The sequence below is a fragment of the Pseudomonas rubra genome (genome assembly GCF_028656935.1).
Classification (GTDB): Bacteria; Pseudomonadota; Gammaproteobacteria; order Pseudomonadales; family Pseudomonadaceae; genus Aquipseudomonas; species Aquipseudomonas rubra.
On record NZ_JAMDGZ010000015.1, the window covers coordinates 24,414 to 41,671 of the forward strand.

Genomic DNA, 17,258 nt, shown 5'->3' on the forward strand with positions numbered 1-17,258 from the left:
GGACCCTGTTCAAAACTGCATGTACGCCACTCATAACCTCAGAGTACCGCTTTGGGGTAGGAACCCAGTACCTTCAGGGCCACGGCTTCCTGACTGATCTGCTCCAGCACGGCCTTGATCAGCGGATCGCGGTGGTGGCCGACGAAATCGATGAAGAACACGTAGGTCCATTTGCCGCTGCGCGAAGGACGAGTCTCGATACGGGTCAGGTCGATACCGTTCTCATGGAACGGCACCAGCAGCTCGTGCAAGGCACCTGGTTTGTTGCTCATGGAGACAATGATCGAAGTCTTGTCGTCGCCGGTCGGCGGCACTTCCTGGTTGCCGATCATCAGAAAACGCGTGGAGTTGTCCGGACGGTCTTCGATCTTCTCGGCCAGGCGAGTCAGGCCGTACAGACCCGCCGCCATGTCGCCGGCGATGGCCGCCGAGTTCCACTCACCCTTGACCCGCTTGGCCGCTTCAGCGTTGCTCGACACCGCCACGCGCTCGACATTCGGGTAATGGGCATCCAGCCACTTGCGGCACTGGGCCAGCGACTGGGCGTGGGAGTAGATCCGGCTGATGCTGTCGGTCTTGGTGTTCTCGCCCACCAGCAGGTGGTGGTGAATACGCAGCTCGACTTCGCCGCAAATAACCATGTCGTGCTCTAGGAAGCTGTCGAGGGTATGGTTGACAGCACCTTCGGTGGAGTTCTCCACCGGCACCACGCCAAAATTGACGGCGCCGGCCGCCACCTCACGGAACACTTCGTCGATTGCCGCCATCGGCTTGCTGATCACCGCATGACCGAAGTGCTTCATTGCCGCAGCCTGGGTAAAGGTACCCTCTGGACCGAGGTAGGCAATCTTGAGCGGCTGCTCCAGGGCCAGGCACGATGACATTATTTCGCGGAACAACCGCGCCATCTCTTCGTTGCCCAATGGCCCCGGGTTGCGCTGCATGACGCGCTTGAGTACCTGCGCCTCGCGCTCGGGGCGATAGAACACCGGGGCCTCGCCTTCGGCCAGGGTCGCGGTCTTGACCCGCGCCACTTCTTGCGCGCAGCGGGCACGGTCACTGATCAGCTCGAGAATCTTCTCGTCGAGACTGTCGATGCGCACCCGCAGCGCCTTGAGTTCCTGCTCCGACATCATCCGTGCTCCTTCTCGAATTCAGCCATGTAGTCAACCAGCGCTTCAACGGCATCCAGGCCAAGCGCGTTGTAGATCGAGGCACGCATACCGCCAACCGAACGGTGCCCCTTGAGATTCAGCAAACCACGGGCGTCGGCACCGGCGAGGAAGGCCTTGTCCAGGCGTTCATCGGCCAGACGGAACGGCACGTTCATCCACGAACGGGCGTTGACGTCGATCGGGTTGGTGTAGAACGCGCTGCTGTCGATAAAACCGTACAGGCGGTCTTTCTTGGCCCGGTTGCGCTGCTCCATGGCCTCGACGCCACCCTGCTCCTTGAGCCACTCGAACACCAGCCCGGACAGGTACCAGGAGTAGGTCGCCGGGGTGTTGTACATCGAGCCGTTGTCGGCCGCGACCTTGTAGTCGAGCATGGTCGGGCAACTGCTGCGGGCCCGGCCAAGCAGGTCTTCACGGACAATCACCACCACCAGGCCGCTCGGGCCGATGTTCTTCTGGGCGCCCGCGTAGATCAGGCCGAAGTTGGAGACGTCAATCGGACGCGAGAGGATGTCCGAGGACATATCGACCACCAGCGGCACGTCACCGGTCTGCGGCACCCAATCGAACTCCAGACCACCGATGGTCTCGTTCGAGGCGTAGTGCACGTAGGCGGCGTTGTTGCTCAGGTTCCATTCGTTCTGGCCAGGGATGGCCAGGTAGTCGTAAGCCTTGGCGCTGGCCGCAACGTTGATGTTGCCGTAGCGACGGGCTTCCTCGATGGCTTTTTTCGACCAGATACCGGTTTCGATATAGTCGGCGGTGCCGTTCTCGGGCAGCAGGTTGAGCGGGATTTCGGCGAACTGCTGGCTCGCACCGCCTTGCAGGAACAGCACCTTGTAATTGCTGGGAATGGACATCAGGTCGCGCAGATCCTGCTCGGCCTTTTCGGCGATGGCCACGTAGTCATCGCTACGGTGACTCATCTCCATCACCGACAGGCCTTTATCACGCCAGTTCAGCATTTCAGCCTGGGCGCGCTGCAGTACAGCGTCAGGGAGCGCAGCAGGGCCTGCGCAGAAGTTAAAGGCTCGTTTGCTCACATCCACTCTCGCTCTGCTCTCGATGTCCGCAGGAGCCGACCGGGCAGCGAGCTGTACTCCACTGCCGCGGCCTTCCCCCATCAGGGTTGCGCTACTAATTTATTCCGGCTGCGCCTCTTCGTCGGCTGCGGCGTCGGCCTGTGGCGCAGCATCTGCATCCACGTCAGCGCCATCCACCTCGGCGTCGAAGTCCTCGTCGCCTTCCTCTTCGGACGGCTCCTGGACACGCTCCAGCCCTACCAGGGTCTCGTCGCTGGCCAGCTTGATGAGGGTCACGCCCTGAGTGTTACGACCCAGGCTGGAGACTTCACCAACGCGGGTACGGACCAGAGTGCCCTGGTCGGAAATCAGCATGATTTCCTCACCATCCTGCACCTGCACGGCACCGACCAGACGGCCATTGCGATCGTTGCTGACCATGGCGATAACGCCCTGACCACCACGCTTGTACTCGGGGAACTCGGCGATTTCGGTACGCTTGCCGTAACCACGTTCGGACGCGGTGAGGATCTGGCTGCCTTCTTCCGGAATGATCATGGAGATCAGCTTTTGCCCTTCGGCCAGGCGCATGCCGCGCACACCGCGAGCGGTACGGCCCATGGCGCGAACGTCGGACTCCTTGAAACGGGTGACCTTGCCTGCGTCGGAGAACAGCATGACTTCACGCTCGCCATCGGTGATGGCCGCGGAAATCAGCACGTCGCCTTCGTCCAGCTCCAGGGCGATCAGGCCGACACTGCGCTGACGGCTGAAGGATTCCAGCGGGGTCTTCTTCACGGTGCCGTTGGCGGTGGCCATGAAGATGAAGTGACCTTCGGTGTATTCCTCGACCGGCAACATGGTCGAAATGTACTCGCCCTCGTCCAGTGGCAGCAGGTTGACCAACGGTCGACCGCGCGCGGCACGAGAGGCCTCCGGGATTTCATAGGTCTTGAGCCAGTACACCTTGCCCTTGCTGGAGAACAGCAGCAGGGTGGTGTGACTGTTGGCAACCAGCAGGTGCGAGATGTAGTCCTCGTCCTTGACGCCAGTAGCCGACTTGCCTTTGCCACCGCGACGCTGGGCCTGGTAGGCGGCCAGCGGCTGAGTCTTGGCGTAGCCGCCATGGGAGATGGTCACAACCCGGTCTTCTTCCGGAATCATGTCACCCAGGGTCAGATCCAGGCGTGCATCGAGGATCTCGGTGCGGCGCACGTCGCCGTATTCGGCACGGATCAGCTCCAGCTCTTCGCGGATCACTTCCATCAGGCGCTCGGCGCTGTTGAGGATGCGGATCAGCTCGCCGATCTGCTTGAGGATCTCCTGGTACTCGGCCAGCAGCTTCTCGTGCTCAAGGCCGGTCAGGCGGTGCAGGCGCAGGTCCAGAATGGCCTGGGCCTGTTCTGGCGACAGGAAGTACTTGCCATCACGCAGGCCGAATTGCGGATCGAGATTTTCCGGACGGCAGGAGTCGGCACCGGCGCGCTCAACCATGACCTGCACGGCGCTGGATTCCCACGGCGTGCTGATCAGCGCTTCCTTGGCCTCGGATGGGGTCGGCGAAGCCTTGATCAGGGCGATCACCGGATCGATGTTGGACAGGGCAACTGCCTGACCTTCAAGGATGTGACCACGCTCGCGCGCCTTGCGCAGTTCGAACACGGTACGACGGGTGACCACTTCGCGGCGGTGACGCACGAACGCCTCAAGCAGATCCTTGAGATTCAGAACCCGCGGACGGCCGTCGATCAGGGCGACGATGTTGATGCCGAACACGGCCTGCAACTGGGTCTGGGCGTAGAGGTTGTTGAGGATGACCTCAGGCACTTCGCCACGACGCAGCTCAATGACGATACGCATACCGTCCTTGTCGGACTCGTCGCGCAGCTCGGTAATGCCTTCGAGTTTCTTCTCCTTGACCAGCTCGGCGATCTTTTCGATCAAGCGCGCTTTGTTCAGCTGATAAGGCAGCTCGGTGACAACGATCTGCTGGCGACCGCCAACCTTGTCGATGTCTTCGACCATCGAGCGGGCGCGCATGTAGATCTTGCCGCGACCGGTACGGTACGCCTCAATGATACCCTGACGGCCATTGATGATCGCCGCGGTCGGGAAGTCGGGACCGGGGATGAACTGCATCAGCTCATCGACGGTGATGTCGGCGTTGTCGATCAGTGCCAGGCAACCGTCGATGACTTCACCGAGGTTGTGTGGCGGAATGTTGGTCGCCATGCCCACGGCAATACCGCTGGAGCCGTTGACCAGCAGGTTGGGAATCTTGGTCGGCATGACCGCCGGGATCTGCTCGGTACCGTCGTAGTTGGGTACCCAGTCGACCGTCTCTTTGTGCAGGTCGGCCAGCAGCTCGTGGGCCAGTTTGGTCATGCGCACTTCGGTGTATCGCATGGCGGCGGCGTTGTCGCCGTCGACCGAACCGAAGTTACCCTGGCCGTCGACCAGCAGGTAACGCAGCGAGAACGGCTGGGCCATACGTACGATGGTGTCGTAAACAGCGGTATCACCATGCGGGTGATACTTACCGATCACGTCACCGACCACACGGGCGGATTTCTTGTACGGTTTGTTCCAGTCGTTACCCAGTTCGCTCATCGCAAACAGAACGCGGCGATGCACGGGCTTCAAGCCATCACGCGCATCGGGCAGTGCACGCCCGACAATGACGCTCATCGCGTAGTCGAGGTAGGACTGTCTCAGTTCGTCTTCGATATTGACCGGGAGGATTTCTTTGGCCAGTTCGCCCATGAGAAGCCTGATTCCTTTTTCTGGTGAAACCTCGTCACATCCATATGGGACGAACGAAGCTCGCCGCTGCAAAGTGACTCCTTGCAGCGACTTACGACAAATCAACGAGTTATGCCATGGATCTGCGCAGTAAAGGCAGCCCCTTAGGGCGACCTTGGAAACCGTCGGATGTTACCACAATCGCCCAGAGGGTGGGAGTAGCCTGCGGCACTACTACCCTACTGCTCGTCGATAACGCCCGTTAGCCGCCACAGCAGGCCGCAGACGAGGACAAACACTCAATGCAAACGCTTGCGACACATCAGTTGCGCCATCTTCACCGTGTCCGGGCGTTCGACGATGCCTTTCTCGGTGATGATCACGTCGATCAGGTCAGCCGGGGTTACGTCGAACACAGGATTGAAGGCCTCCAAAGGCGCATCCGGCGACTCGCCAGCAAGCGCCAGCAGCTCACTGGCGCCGCGCTCTTCGAGCAGGATATCCTCGCCGCTCTCAAGGTTCATGTCGATACTCGAGCTCGGCGCCACGACCATAAAGCGCACGCCGTGGTGCATGGCATTGACCGCCAACTGGTAGGTTCCGATTTTGCTCGCCACATCGCCATTGGCGGTGATCCGATCGGCGCCGACGATCACCCAGGTAATACCCTTGGTTTTCATCAGGTGGGCAGCGGCGGAGTCGGCGGTGACGGTGGCCGGGATGCCATCGCCCGCCAGCTCCCAGGCGCTCAGGCGCGAGCCCTGCAGCCACGGGCGGGTTTCATCGACATACACCCGCTCGATCATGCCTTCCAGATAAGCGGCGCGCACCACCCCCAAGGCGGTCCCGAAGCCGCCGGTAGCCAGGGCCCCGGCATTGCCATGGGTGAGAACCGCCTGTTCGTTGCCCTGGTGTTTGCGAATCAGGTCGCCGCCCAACTGCGCCATGGTCAGGTTGGCTTCACGGTCGCTGTCATGGATGGCCATGGCTTCGGCCTCCATGATGGCCGACACGTCATCGCCCTCCTTGAGCCGCAGCAGGCGCTCGCGCATCCGGTTCAGGGCCCAGAACAGGTTGGCAGCGGTCGGCCGGGCATGCACCAGCAGCTCGAAATCTTCTTCGAGGGCCATTTCCCAATCACCACCGGCAGCCAAGCGCTGGCGAATCGCCAGAGCCAGGCCGTAGGCGGCGCTGATGCCGATGGCGGGCGCCCCGCGTACCGCCATCGTGCGAATGGCCTCGGCCACTGCAACGGCATCGCTGCAGGCCAGCCAGACCTGCGCCGACGGTAGCGCGCGCTGGTCAAGCAGATAAAGGGTGCCATCTCGCCAATCAATGGCTTTCACCTTCTCTGCGGCCATTAGTCGATCGCGCATGCCTCACCCCATCATTCGGACATCAAAAGCGCACGATTATAGCGAGCCCCAGGCGCGGACGCTCGGGTATACTTCGCCCTCACCACCAGTCGCCCAGGGAAACCTGTCATGCCCAAACCCGCTACGCCGCTCGACCTGCTGCTCCTGCCTACGTGGCTGGTGCCGGTCGAACCTGCCGGGGTGGTATTGAAGGACCATGCCCTGGGCATCCGCGATGGGCAGATCGTATTCATCGGCCCGCGCAACCAGGCCCAGGCCTGCATCGCGAGCGAAACCCGTGAACTGCCGGGCTGCCTGCTCAGCCCGGGGTTGATCAACGCCCATGGACACGCGGCTATGACCCTGTTCCGCGGCCTGGCCGATGACCAGCCGCTGATGACCTGGCTCCAAGAGCACATCTGGCCGGCCGAAGCGCGCTGGGTCGATGAAGACTTCGTCCGCGATGGTACGGACCTCGCCATCGCCGAACAGCTCAAGGGCGGCATCACCTGCTTCAGCGACATGTACTTCTATCCCAAGGTGACCAGCGAGCGCGTGCACCACAGCGGCATCCGCGCGCAGATCGCCGTGCCCCTGCTGGACTTCCCGTTCCCTGGCGCGCGCAGCACCGAAGAAGCCCTGCAACAAGGTATCGAGCTGTTCGGCGACCTGCGCCATCACCCTCGCATCAGTGTAGCCCTGGGCCCGCATGCGCCGTACACGGTCAGCGACGCCAACCTGGAAAAGGTCCGCGTCATCGCTGAAGAGCTGGACGCATCAATCCACATGCACATCCATGAAACCGCCGTCGAAGTCGAGCAGTCGCTGCGCACCCGCGGCGAGCGCCCCCTGGCCCGACTTGCCCGCCTGGGCCTGCTCGGCCCGCGCCTGCAAGCGGTTCACATGACCCAGGTCAGCGACGAAGACCTGGCCCTGCTGGTAGAAAGCAACACCAGTGTGGTGCACTGCCCGGAGTCCAACCTCAAGCTGGCCAGCGGTTTCTGCCCGGTCGAGCGTTTGTGGCAGGCTGGAGTCAACGTTGCCGTCGGCACCGACGGTGCAGCCAGTAACAATGACCTCGACCTGCTCGGCGAAACCCGTACCGCTGCCCTGCTGGCCAAAGCCGTCGCCGGCTCCGCCAGCGCCCTGGACGCCCATCGGGCGCTGCGCATGGCGACCCTCAACGGTGCTCGAGCGCTGGGCCTGGAGGCGATTACCGGCTCACTGGAAATCGGCAAGGCCGCCGACCTGGTCGCCTTCGACCTGTCAGGCCTGGCCCAGCAACCGGTGTACGACCCGGTTTCGCAACTGATCTACGCCAGCGGCCGGGACTGCGTGAAGCACGTCTGGGTCGCCGGCAAGCCACTGCTTGACGACCGGCGCCTGACCCGCCTGGACGAACAGGCCCTGCATGCCACCGCCTGTGCCTGGGGCCGGCGGATCGGCGAACGCAACGAATAAACGCCCGACAGCCAGTGCTGACGGGCAAGAGCAAATTATCCAAGTTTCAGAGGACTGTTCCATGAGCAACGTCGACCACGCCGAAATCGCCAAGTTCGAAGCCCTGGCTCACCGCTGGTGGGACCGCGAGAGCGAGTTCAAGCCACTGCACGACATCAACCCGCTGCGGGTCAACTGGATCGACGAGCGGGTCAAGCTGGCCGGCAAGAAGGTCCTCGACGTCGGCTGCGGCGGCGGCATCCTCAGCGAGGCCATGGCCCAGCGCGGCGCCACCGTGACCGGTATCGACATGGGCGAGGCACCGCTGGCCGTGGCTCAGCTGCACCAACTCGAATCCGGGGTCAACGTCGAGTACCGGCAGATCACCGCCGAGGCCCTGGCCGAAGAGATGCCCGAGCAGTTCGACGTAGTCACCTGCCTTGAGATGCTTGAGCACGTACCAGACCCCTCTTCGGTGATCCGCGCGTGTTTTCGCATGGTCAAGCCCGGCGGCCAGGTGTTCTTCTCGACCATCAACCGCAACCCCAAGGCCTACCTGTTCGCCATCATCGGCGCCGAGTACATCATGAAGCTGCTGCCGCGCGGCACCCACGACTTCAAGAAGTTCATCCGCCCCTCCGAGCTCGGCGCCTGGAGCCGCGATGCCGGCCTGAGCGTCAAGGACATCATCGGCCTGACCTACAACCCGCTGACCAAGCACTACAAGCTGGCCAACGATGTTGACGTCAACTACATGATCCAGACCCTGCGCGAGGAATGAGCATGCGTTTGCGAGCGGTACTTTTCGACATGGACGGCACCCTGCTGGACACGGCGCCGGACTTCATCGCCATCTGCCAGGCCATGCTCGCCGAGCGCGGCCTGCCGGCCATCGACGCACAGAAAATCCGCGACGTGGTCTCGGGCGGGGCCAAGGCCATGGTGTCGGCGACCTTCAACCTCGAACCGGACGCCGAAGGCTTCGAGGCCCTGCGCCTGGAGTTTCTCGAGCGCTACCAGCAAGGTTGCGCGGTGCACAGCAAACTCTACGATGGCATGGCCGAACTGCTGGCCGACATCGAGAAAGGCAATTTGCTCTGGGGCGTGGTCACCAACAAACCGGTGCGCTTTGCCGAGCCTATCATGCAGCAGTTGGGCCTGAGCGAGCGCTCGGCACTGCTGATCTGCCCGGACCATGTGAAGAACAGCAAGCCGGACCCCGAACCGCTGATCCTCGCCTGCAAGACCCTCAACCTGGACCCCGCCAGCGTGCTGTTCGTCGGCGACGACCTGCGCGACATCGAGTCGGGTCGCGATGCCGGCACCCGCACTGCGGCGGTGCGCTACGGCTATATCCATCCTGACGACAACCCCAACAACTGGGGCGCGGATGTGGTGGTCGATCATCCGCTGGAGCTGCGCCAGGTGCTTGATAACGCGCTTTGCGGCTGCTGAACCTTTGTACTGGCAAGGCTTTGCCTTGCATCGCCGGCAAGGCCAGCTCCCACAGACCACCACCAACCTTGTGGGAGCTGGCTTGCCAGCGATGAAGCCATCACCTATCTAGAGGTAACCCCATGTTCGATTACTCTGCCCGCCCCGACCTGCTCAAAGGCCGGACCATCCTGGTCACTGGCGCCGGTCGTGGCATCGGTGCGGCCGCGGCCAAGAGCTATGCCGCCCATGGCGCCACCGTCTTGCTGCTGGGCAAGACCGAAGCCAACCTGAGCCAGGTCTACGACGAGATCGAAGCAGCCGGCCACCCCAAGCCTGCGGTCATCCCGTTCAACCTGGAAACCGCCCTGCCGCATCAGTACGACGAGCTGGCAGCAATGATCGAAGCCGAGTTCGGCCATATCGACGGCCTGCTGCACAACGCCTCGATCATCGGCCCGCGCACGCCACTAGAGCAGCTCTCGGGCGACAACTTCATGCGCGTGATGCAGGTCAACGTCAATGCCATGTTCATGCTCACCAGCACCCTGCTGCCGCTGCTCAAGCTCTCGGCAGATGGCTCGGTGATCTTCACCTCCAGCAGCGTCGGACGCAAAGGCCGAGCCTACTGGGGTGCCTATGGGGTGTCGAAGTTCGCCACCGAGGGCCTGATGCAGACCCTCGCCGACGAGCTTGAAGGTGTCGCGCCGGTACGCGCCAACAGTGTCAACCCGGGCGCCACCCGTACCAGCATGCGCGCCCAGGCCTACCCTGCGGAAACCCCGGAAAACAATCCGCTACCCGAGCAGATCATGCCGGTCTACCTGTACCTGATGGGTCCAGACAGCACCGGCATCAACGGCCAGGCGTTCAACGCCCAGTAAGCTCAGCCCTCGGCCAGTTCCGCCCGGGCCCGGGCGGGCTGGCGCTGTTCCTGCTCTTGCTGCATGCAGCGCTCAAGGAACAGGAACATATAGTCGTAGCTCTTGCAGATCGCCCGGCGCAGCTCTTTCTGCAGCGCAGCCGACGGGTTGTGGCCGGCCAGGGTACAGACGATCTCCAGCGCCTCCCAAGGGTGCGCGTCATCGTACTGCGCGTGCATCTTCAACCACTTCATCGCACGCTTGCGGCCTTCTTCCGGGAAGCCCTGGGCGTAGACGCCGGTAGAGCAAACCACCGCCGACCACTCACCGGTTGCACCTTCGATGGCGTAGTTGGTGGCCGCAACGGCCACCACCAGCGAATCGGTGGCGCAGGTATGCCAGCACCAGTCACTCAGCGCATTGAGTTCACTGGGTACGTCCTGGGTTTGCAGGTCTTCCAGGCTGACGCCATGGGCCTGGGCCCAGAACAGCCAGTAGTCGGCATGGTTGAGCTCGACGCGGATATTGCGCATCAGCCAGCGACGCGCCATGTCCTCGCCAGGGTGGCGGGCGTATTGGGTCTTGGTGAGGTTTTTGGCCATGTACAGGGAGAACTGCTCGACCACCGGCCAGCCGCCAATCAGGTACTGGCGCATGGTCCGGCCACTGAGGCGGCCGTCACGCATGCGTTGATAGAGTTCGTGCTCCACCACCCGACGCTTGCTCTCGCTGCAGTCCTTGATCAACTGCTGGGCCCAAAGCGGGTAACTGCTGGGGTCCATCAATGGACCCGTACGAATAAACGCGTCAATCACTGTCAGCTCCTTGTTCCTTGTGATTATCGGTGGATCTCAGCGAAAGGTCCCCGGCGCCTTGAACAACAGGGGCCTTGCAGCAATCCGTTTGCGCTGCAAGCTGTCACAGGTGAACACCTGCGGCCGCTCGATCAGGTATCCCTGGGCGTAGTCGACGCCAATTTCCTGCAGGGCCTGCTCGATCAACGGGGTTTCGACAAACTCGGCGATGGTGCGTTTGCCCATCACGTGGCCGATGTGATTGATCACCTCGACCATGGCCCGGTTGATCGGGTCATCAAGCATGTCCTTGACGAAACTTCCGTCGATTTTCAGGAAGTCTACAGGCAAATGCTTCAAATAAGCGAACGACGACATCCCGGCGCAGAAGTCGTCCAGCGAGAACCGGCAGCCTAGGCCTTTGAGCTCGTTGATAAAGCGAATGGCGCTGCCCAGGTTCGCGATTGCACTGGTTTCAGTGATTTCGAAACAAATCATGTGTGGCGGGATGGAAAACTCGTTGAATAGCCGCTGCAAGTACTCGAGAAACTTGTCATCGCCAATGCTACTGCCCGACAAATTGATGGCGCACATGGCCAACGGGCCGTCGCGCTCCTCGTCCAGGCACTGGCGAATGACCTTGAACACGCTGCGCACCACCCAGCGGTCCAGCGCGGTCATCAGGCCATAACGCTCGGCGGCGGGAATGAAGCTGTCCGGAAGGATGATCCGCCCGCTTTCATCATGCAGGCGCAAGAGGATCTCAATATGACCGGCGCCCTCATGGGGGCCGAGGGCGGCGATTTCCTGGGCATAGAGACAGAACCGGTTTTCTTCCAGAGCCACGTGCAAGCGCTGGATCCAGGCCATTTCGCCAAAACGCATGGACAGCTCGCTGTCATCGGCGTGATACACCTGCACGCGGTTGCGGCCCTTTTCCTTGGCCATGTAGCAGGCCATATCGGCCGCCCGCAACGAGGCCTCCAGGGTTGTCGGCCCCTGGGCGATATGCACCAGGCCCAGGCTCACGGTGGTCATGAACGGCCGCCCCTTCCACACAAAGTGCAGGCTCTGCACCGCCTGGCGCAGGCTTTCGGCGATACGCTCAGCCTGCTCCTGGGGGCAGTTCTCCAGCAGGATGCCAAACTCGTCACCTCCCAGCCGCGCCAGGGTGTCGCCTTCGCGCAGGCCAGCCTGCAATACCGCACAGATATGCCGCAGCAGCTCATCCCCTGCGGCATGACCGCAGGTGTCATTGACCAGCTTGAACTGGTCCAGGTCTAGAAACATCAAGGAATGGCGCGCCGGCTTGCGCGCCACCGCGTTGAGCGCCAGCTCCAGGCGATATTCGAACTCACGGCGGTTGGCCAGACCCGTCAGGGCATCATGGGTCGCCTGCCAGGACAGATTGGCGATGTACTGGCGTTCCTGGGTCATGTCGTGCAGCACCAGGACGATACCGCTGACCTTGCCTTCGGTGATGATCGGCGCCCCGACCAGGGTGACCGACACGGTGCTGCCGTCCAGGCGCTGGATCAGTTTGGTGTGCTCGCTGCCACCCTTGAGGCCGCCTTCGAGCACGCGCTCGACCAGGGTCAGGCTGTCTTTTTCGGCATTTTCGTCGAGCAGGCTGAACAGCGCGGCCAGGGGCAGGCCCTGGGCCTGGGCCGCATGCCAGTGGGTCAACTGTTCGGCAGCCGGGTTCATGTAGGCAATACAGCCTTCGACATCGGTGGTGATGACCCCATCGCCGATCGACTCAAGGGTAATCTGCGCCCGCTCCTTCTCCACTTCCAGCGCATTGGCAAAGGCCTGGCGCTGGGCCAGCAACTTGCTAGAGCGCATCCAGGCCAAGGCAATCAGGAACAAGGCGGTTGCAAGGTTGGTGACCAGCAAAACCCGCAGCAACTTCCGCGAGCCTTCCCCCAGGGCATCGCTGAAGGCCCGCGCGGCCGGCGTCACGGCATCGTTGATCGCCGCAATCTGCGCTTTCCAGGCCGCGACACTCCGGGCATCGGCCTGGCCTGCACGAAAACCGCTGTGCATTTGCTCGGCCACTTCATCGAGCTGACGCAGGAACCCATCACCCACCGACCACAGCTCGATGGCTTTCTGCATATAGCTGACCTGATGAAAGTTCAGGTACAGCCAGATCACACTGGACACGTCGTCGGGATGGTTGCCACCCTGGAGAATGCCACGGCGGGCGGCGTCGATATCCGGAGTGGCGAGGTCGAGGGCCACGCGCAGGTCATGGCCGCCCTGCGGCACGCCTATGGCCTTGCGGTACTTCTGAAAGACCGCCTCGTCACGGCTGTCCGCGTACTGGTTGAGGTAATAGATGGCATCCTTCTGGCCCTTGGACCACAGGCTCTCCCCCGCCACATAACCACGCACTGCCGACAGCGCGTACAGGCTGATGCTACCAAGCAAGGCCTGAAACAGCACCACGGCAACAAATGGCCAGATTATGCCCAACAACTTTGGCGCTTCGAGAGTCCGTTTTCGCTTCATGAGGTCCCTTGCAACAGAGCCGGATGAATCCCACCTACCAAAGCACAGCCTAGGCTATTTGCCATTAAACCAGGAGTGCTTTTCTCGCCTGCACGGCAATTTGCCCTAACTCTGTTGCAAATGGCCGTACAACTTGGCGTACAAGCCACCTTCGGCGATCAATTGTTGGTGGTCGCCGTCCTCGGCGACATGGCCGCCGTCGAACACCAGCACCCGGTCCGCCTGTTTTACCGCCGACAGACGGTGGGCAATGATCAGGGTGGTGCGGGCACTGAGAAAGCGGCTCAAGGCCTGATGCAGGTTGTATTCGGTGGCCGCATCCAGCGCCGAGGTTGCCTCGTCGAGGATCACCACCTTGGGTTCGGCCAGCACCATCCGCGCAATCGCCAGGCGCTGGCGCTGACCACCGGACAAGCGCACCCCGGAGCGGCCAACCACGCTGTCCAGGCCTTGCGGCAAGGCCGCAATGGTGGTGTCGAGCTGGGCGATGGCCAGCGCCTGCCAGCAGGCATCATCGCTGCAGTCGCGACCCATGGTCAGGTTGGCACGCACGGTGTCATTGAACAGCGACGGATGCTGCAGTACCACCGCGACATGCTCGCGCAGGGTTTCCAGGCCGATTTCCTGCAGGGTCGAGCCGCCAAAACGGATGGTCCCGGCCTGGGCGCTGTACAAGCCCAGCAGCAGTTGCACCAGGGTGCTCTTACCACCGCCGCTGGCTCCGACGATCGCCACCTTCTCACCCGGGGCGATCGACAGGTTGAGCTGATCGAGCACCGGCTCATCGTTGTAGGCAAAGCGCAGGCCTTGCACTTCCAGGCCCACGGCATCGCGGCCCATGAACGGATCGATGCCACCGGCGTATTGCGGCTCGTCGGTGCGCGCCAGCAGCTCGTTGAGCCGGCTAAGAGCCCCGCCGGCGGCGTAATAGGCGTACTGCAGGTTGAGCAACTGCTCGACCGGGCCGATCATGAACCACAGGTAGCTGAATACTGCGAGCATCTGCCCGATCGACAAATCCGAGAACAGCACCGTGAGCATCGCCGCAGCGCGAAAAATATCGATGCCGAACTGGAACAGCAAACCACTGGCACGCCCACTGGCATCGCTTTTCCATTGCGAGGCGACCGCATAGTTACGCACTTCCTGGGCGCGCAGGCCAAGGCGACCGAGGAAATAGCCCTGGCGGTTGCTGGCGCGGATTTCCTGGATCGCATCCAGGGTTTCGGTCAGCGCCTGGGTAAAGCGCGACGTGCTGTCGTTCTCCAGCTTTTTCAGGTGCTTGACCCGCTTGCCCAGTTGCACCGTGGCAAAAATCACCAGCGGGTTGAACAGCAGAATCAGCAGCGCCAGTTGCCAGTGCATCCACATCAGGATGGCAGCGGTGCCGGTCAGGGTCAGCATGGCCACCAGAAAGCGGCTGAGGGTTTCGCCAACGAACTTGTCGAGGGTGTCCAGGTCGGTGACCAGGTGAGTGGTCACGGTACCGCTACCCAGGCTTTCGTATTCGCTGAGGGAGATGCGCTTGAGCCGCTCGATCAGGCGGATGCGCAAGCGATAAACAATGTCCTTGGCCAGCCCCGCGAACAGCTTGGCCTGTACCACATTGAACGCCAAGGCAGCGCAGCGCAGGGTCAAGGTGAACGCCAGCATCAGGCCGATGTAGCCGGCGGCCACCTGCCAATTGCCGGGGAGGAACTGGTTCATCCACTTCAGCGCCGCATCGCCATGGCCCAGCAGCACTTCATCGACCAGCAACGGCAGCAGCAAGGGAATCGGCACGCTGCACAACGCCGCCAGCACGGCCACACCATTGGCAATCCATAAAGCTTTTTTATGCCGCAGGGCCAGGCGGCGGATTTCTGCCCAGCTCAAGCGATCAGCATGCACAGGGCCTGGCCCTGGTACCGGGTCGGGTGAACCCGGCAGGTCAAGCACAGGCAGCCTGCTTGAGCCAGCGGCCGAGCAGTGGTTCGAGGGAGTCAAGCGGCTGGTAGCCGTTGGTCAGCAAGGCCAGCTGGCCATTACGCTCGGCCAGCAGGGTCGGGAAGCCGGCGATGCCCAGGTCCTGGACCCAAGTGAAGTCGGCCGCCGTGGCCGAACGTTGTTCGGCGCTGGTAAAGGCATCGGCAAAGGCTGCGCGGTCGTAACCGGCCTGCTCCGCCAGCTCCACCAGCAACGGCGCGCGAGTAACATCTTCGCCACGCTGGTAGAAGGCTTGCTGGATCAGCTTGAGCAAGGCACCGACATGCTGCGGGTCAAGGCTGCGCGCGGTGACCAGGGCCCGGCAGGCGGGCTCGGTGTCGTAGACAAAACCGTCGGGCAACGCGCCCTCGAACTCGAACGCCTGCCCGGTGGCGTCGTGCACCGCCTGCCAGTGATCGAGGATGTAGCCACGGGTCGAGGCATCCAGCGCCCGGCTGCCCGAACGCAGGCCGCCCAGCACCACCTGGGTCGGCACACCCGCCGCCTGCGCCTGGGCGATCAAGGCTTCGGCGACCGGGGCAAAGCCCCAGCACCAGGAGCACATCGGGTCCATCACATACAGCAGGCGTGCGGACATCAATCAGGCCTCGGCAGCTTTGCGGTAGTTGTGACCGATCGGGTGAGGCTGATTGCGCGCCTTGGCCAGTTCGATCTGCTTCTGCCGGTCAACGGCACTGCGCCGGGTCTTTTCACTCAGGCTGTCCCAGCAATGCGGGCAGCTGATGCCTGGCGAATAGTGCTCGGACGCACGCTCTTGCACGCTGATCGGGGTGCGGCAGGCATGGCACTGGTCATAGTCGCCTTCGCTCAGGTCGTGACGCACGGTGACCCGGTTGTCGAACACGAAGCAGTCGCCCTCCCAGCGGCTTTCATCCTGAGGTACCTCTTCGAGGTATTTGAGGATCCCGCCCTTAAGATGATAGACCTCTTCGAACCCCTCGCCGAGCATGTAGCTGGAGGCTTTCTCGCAGCGAATGCCGCCGGTGCAGAACATCGCCACTTTTTTGTGTTTGGCCGGATCGAAGTTGGCCTTGATGTACTCGGGGAACTCACGAAAGGTGGTGGTCTTGGGGTCGATCGCACCTTCGAAGGTACCGATCGCCACTTCGTAGTCATTGCGGGTATCGATCAGCAGCACTTCGGGGTCGCTGATCAGCGCATTCCAGTCCTGGGGCTCGACGTAGGTGCCGACCTTGTAGTTCGGGTCCACGCCCGGCACGCCGAGGGTGACGATCTCTTTCTTGAGCTTGACCTTGGTGCGGTAGAACGGCTGTTCGTCGCAGTAGGATTCCTTGTGATCGACATCGACCAGGCGCGCATCGCTACGCAGCCAGGCCAGCAGGCCATCGATACCTTCACGGGTACCGGAAACCGTACCGTTGATACCTTCCTCAGCCAGCAGCAGGGTGCCCTTGACGCCGTTGGCCATCATGCTCTCGAGCAGCGGCTCGCGCAGCTCGACGTAATCTTTGAGGGTGACGAATTTGTACAGCGCCGCGACGACGATAGCGTGGGACATGCAGTAATTTCTCCAGGTGGTCACCCTCGCAAAGGGCGGACCGGATGCCAAATAAAAACGCGCCGACGAGCGGCGCGTTAGTCATTCTAGCAAAAACCTGACGAGGAAATCAGTGCTTGCTGCCACCGGCGCAGGTCGGCGATGCCGGCGCTACGCCAATTGCCTGCCATTCCTGCGGCGTGTAGGTGTGCAGCGCCAGGGCGTGAAACTGGCCCATCAACTCACCCAGGGTGGCGTAGACCTTCTGGTGACGCTTGACGCTATTGAGCCCCTCGAACTGCTCGCTCACCAGCACCGCCTTGTAGTGGGTCTGCTGGCCACGGCTGTGCATGTGGCTTTCATCGAGCACCTGCAGGTGCTTTGGTGCCAGCGCCTGCAGGCTCTGCTCGATCTTTTGCTGCATGGTCATGTCAG

14 protein-coding genes are annotated in these 17,258 nt (G+C 62.2%); 4 read left to right on the top strand and 10 right to left on the bottom strand.

The window, feature by feature from the left end; translation table 11 throughout:
• Positions 1-38: 38 nt before the first annotated feature.
• The 4 genes from pheA to mtnA form a co-directional block, all read right to left on the bottom strand.
• Positions 39-1,133: a prephenate dehydratase gene (gene pheA, locus M5G17_RS07420; RefSeq protein WP_420793390.1), complete on the bottom strand. Its 1,095-nt coding sequence runs from the start codon at positions 1,131-1,133 to the stop codon at positions 39-41.
• The gene (gene serC, locus M5G17_RS07425; RefSeq protein WP_273892332.1) at positions 1,133-2,218 is read right to left on the bottom strand and encodes a 3-phosphoserine/phosphohydroxythreonine transaminase; all 1,086 of its coding nucleotides are present in this window, start codon (positions 2,216-2,218) and stop codon (positions 1,133-1,135) included. Before serC ends, pheA begins: the two co-directional genes overlap by 1 nt.
• Positions 2,219-2,317: 99 nt before the next feature.
• Positions 2,318-4,960, bottom strand: a complete 2,643-nt coding sequence (gene gyrA, locus M5G17_RS07430) for a DNA gyrase subunit A (RefSeq protein WP_273892333.1) — start codon at positions 4,958-4,960, stop codon at positions 2,318-2,320.
• Between the two features lie 278 nt (positions 4,961-5,238).
• A complete protein-coding gene (gene mtnA / locus M5G17_RS07435; protein ID WP_273892334.1) occupies positions 5,239-6,315 on the bottom strand; it encodes an S-methyl-5-thioribose-1-phosphate isomerase in 1,077 nt (358 codons plus the stop codon).
• A gap of 108 nt (positions 6,316-6,423) precedes the next feature.
• Between mtnA and M5G17_RS07440 the strand changes: the two genes are divergently transcribed.
• The 4 genes from M5G17_RS07440 to M5G17_RS07455 all read left to right on the top strand — a co-directional run bounded on the left by M5G17_RS07440 (position 6,424) and on the right by M5G17_RS07455 (position 10,052).
• A complete protein-coding gene (locus M5G17_RS07440; RefSeq protein ID WP_273892335.1) occupies positions 6,424-7,755 on the top strand; it encodes a TRZ/ATZ family hydrolase in 1,332 nt (443 codons plus the stop codon).
• A 61-nt stretch (positions 7,756-7,816) separates the two neighbouring features.
• The gene (gene ubiG, locus M5G17_RS07445; protein ID WP_130265772.1) at positions 7,817-8,515 is read left to right on the top strand and encodes a bifunctional 2-polyprenyl-6-hydroxyphenol methylase/3-demethylubiquinol 3-O-methyltransferase UbiG; all 699 of its coding nucleotides are present in this window, start codon (positions 7,817-7,819) and stop codon (positions 8,513-8,515) included.
• Between the two features lie 2 nt (positions 8,516-8,517).
• Positions 8,518-9,189 (top strand): N-acetylmuramic acid 6-phosphate phosphatase MupP, encoded by a 672-nt coding sequence (gene mupP, locus M5G17_RS07450; RefSeq protein WP_273892336.1) that lies wholly within the window; start codon positions 8,518-8,520, stop codon positions 9,187-9,189.
• 122 nt (positions 9,190-9,311) lie between these two features.
• Positions 9,312-10,052, top strand: coding sequence for a YciK family oxidoreductase (locus M5G17_RS07455; RefSeq protein ID WP_010224149.1), 741 nt, complete (start codon positions 9,312-9,314; stop codon positions 10,050-10,052).
• Positions 10,053-10,054: 2 nt separating this feature from the next.
• Here the strand turns inward: M5G17_RS07455 and M5G17_RS07460 are convergent, their stop codons facing one another.
• The 6 genes from M5G17_RS07460 to M5G17_RS07485 all read right to left on the bottom strand — a co-directional run bounded on the left by M5G17_RS07460 (position 10,055) and on the right by M5G17_RS07485 (position 17,253).
• A complete protein-coding gene (locus tag M5G17_RS07460; RefSeq protein ID WP_420793391.1) occupies positions 10,055-10,813 on the bottom strand; it encodes an iron-containing redox enzyme family protein in 759 nt (252 codons plus the stop codon).
• Between the two features lie 69 nt (positions 10,814-10,882).
• Positions 10,883-13,339, bottom strand: a complete 2,457-nt coding sequence (locus tag M5G17_RS07465) for an EAL domain-containing protein (RefSeq protein WP_273892338.1) — start codon at positions 13,337-13,339, stop codon at positions 10,883-10,885.
• Between the two features lie 105 nt (positions 13,340-13,444).
• Positions 13,445-15,277, bottom strand: coding sequence for an ABC transporter ATP-binding protein (locus tag M5G17_RS07470; protein WP_273892339.1), 1,833 nt, complete (start codon positions 15,275-15,277; stop codon positions 13,445-13,447).
• Positions 15,270-15,902: a DsbA family protein gene (locus M5G17_RS07475; protein ID WP_273892340.1), complete on the bottom strand. Its 633-nt coding sequence runs from the start codon at positions 15,900-15,902 to the stop codon at positions 15,270-15,272. Before M5G17_RS07475 ends, M5G17_RS07470 begins: the two co-directional genes overlap by 8 nt.
• Positions 15,903-15,905: 3 nt before the next feature.
• The gene (gene trhO, locus M5G17_RS07480) at positions 15,906-16,844 is read right to left on the bottom strand and encodes an oxygen-dependent tRNA uridine(34) hydroxylase TrhO (protein WP_273892341.1); all 939 of its coding nucleotides are present in this window, start codon (positions 16,842-16,844) and stop codon (positions 15,906-15,908) included.
• Positions 16,845-16,953: 109 nt separating this feature from the next.
• Positions 16,954-17,253: a BolA family protein gene (locus M5G17_RS07485; protein ID WP_130265780.1), complete on the bottom strand. Its 300-nt coding sequence runs from the start codon at positions 17,251-17,253 to the stop codon at positions 16,954-16,956.
• Positions 17,254-17,258: the final 5 nt, after the last annotated feature.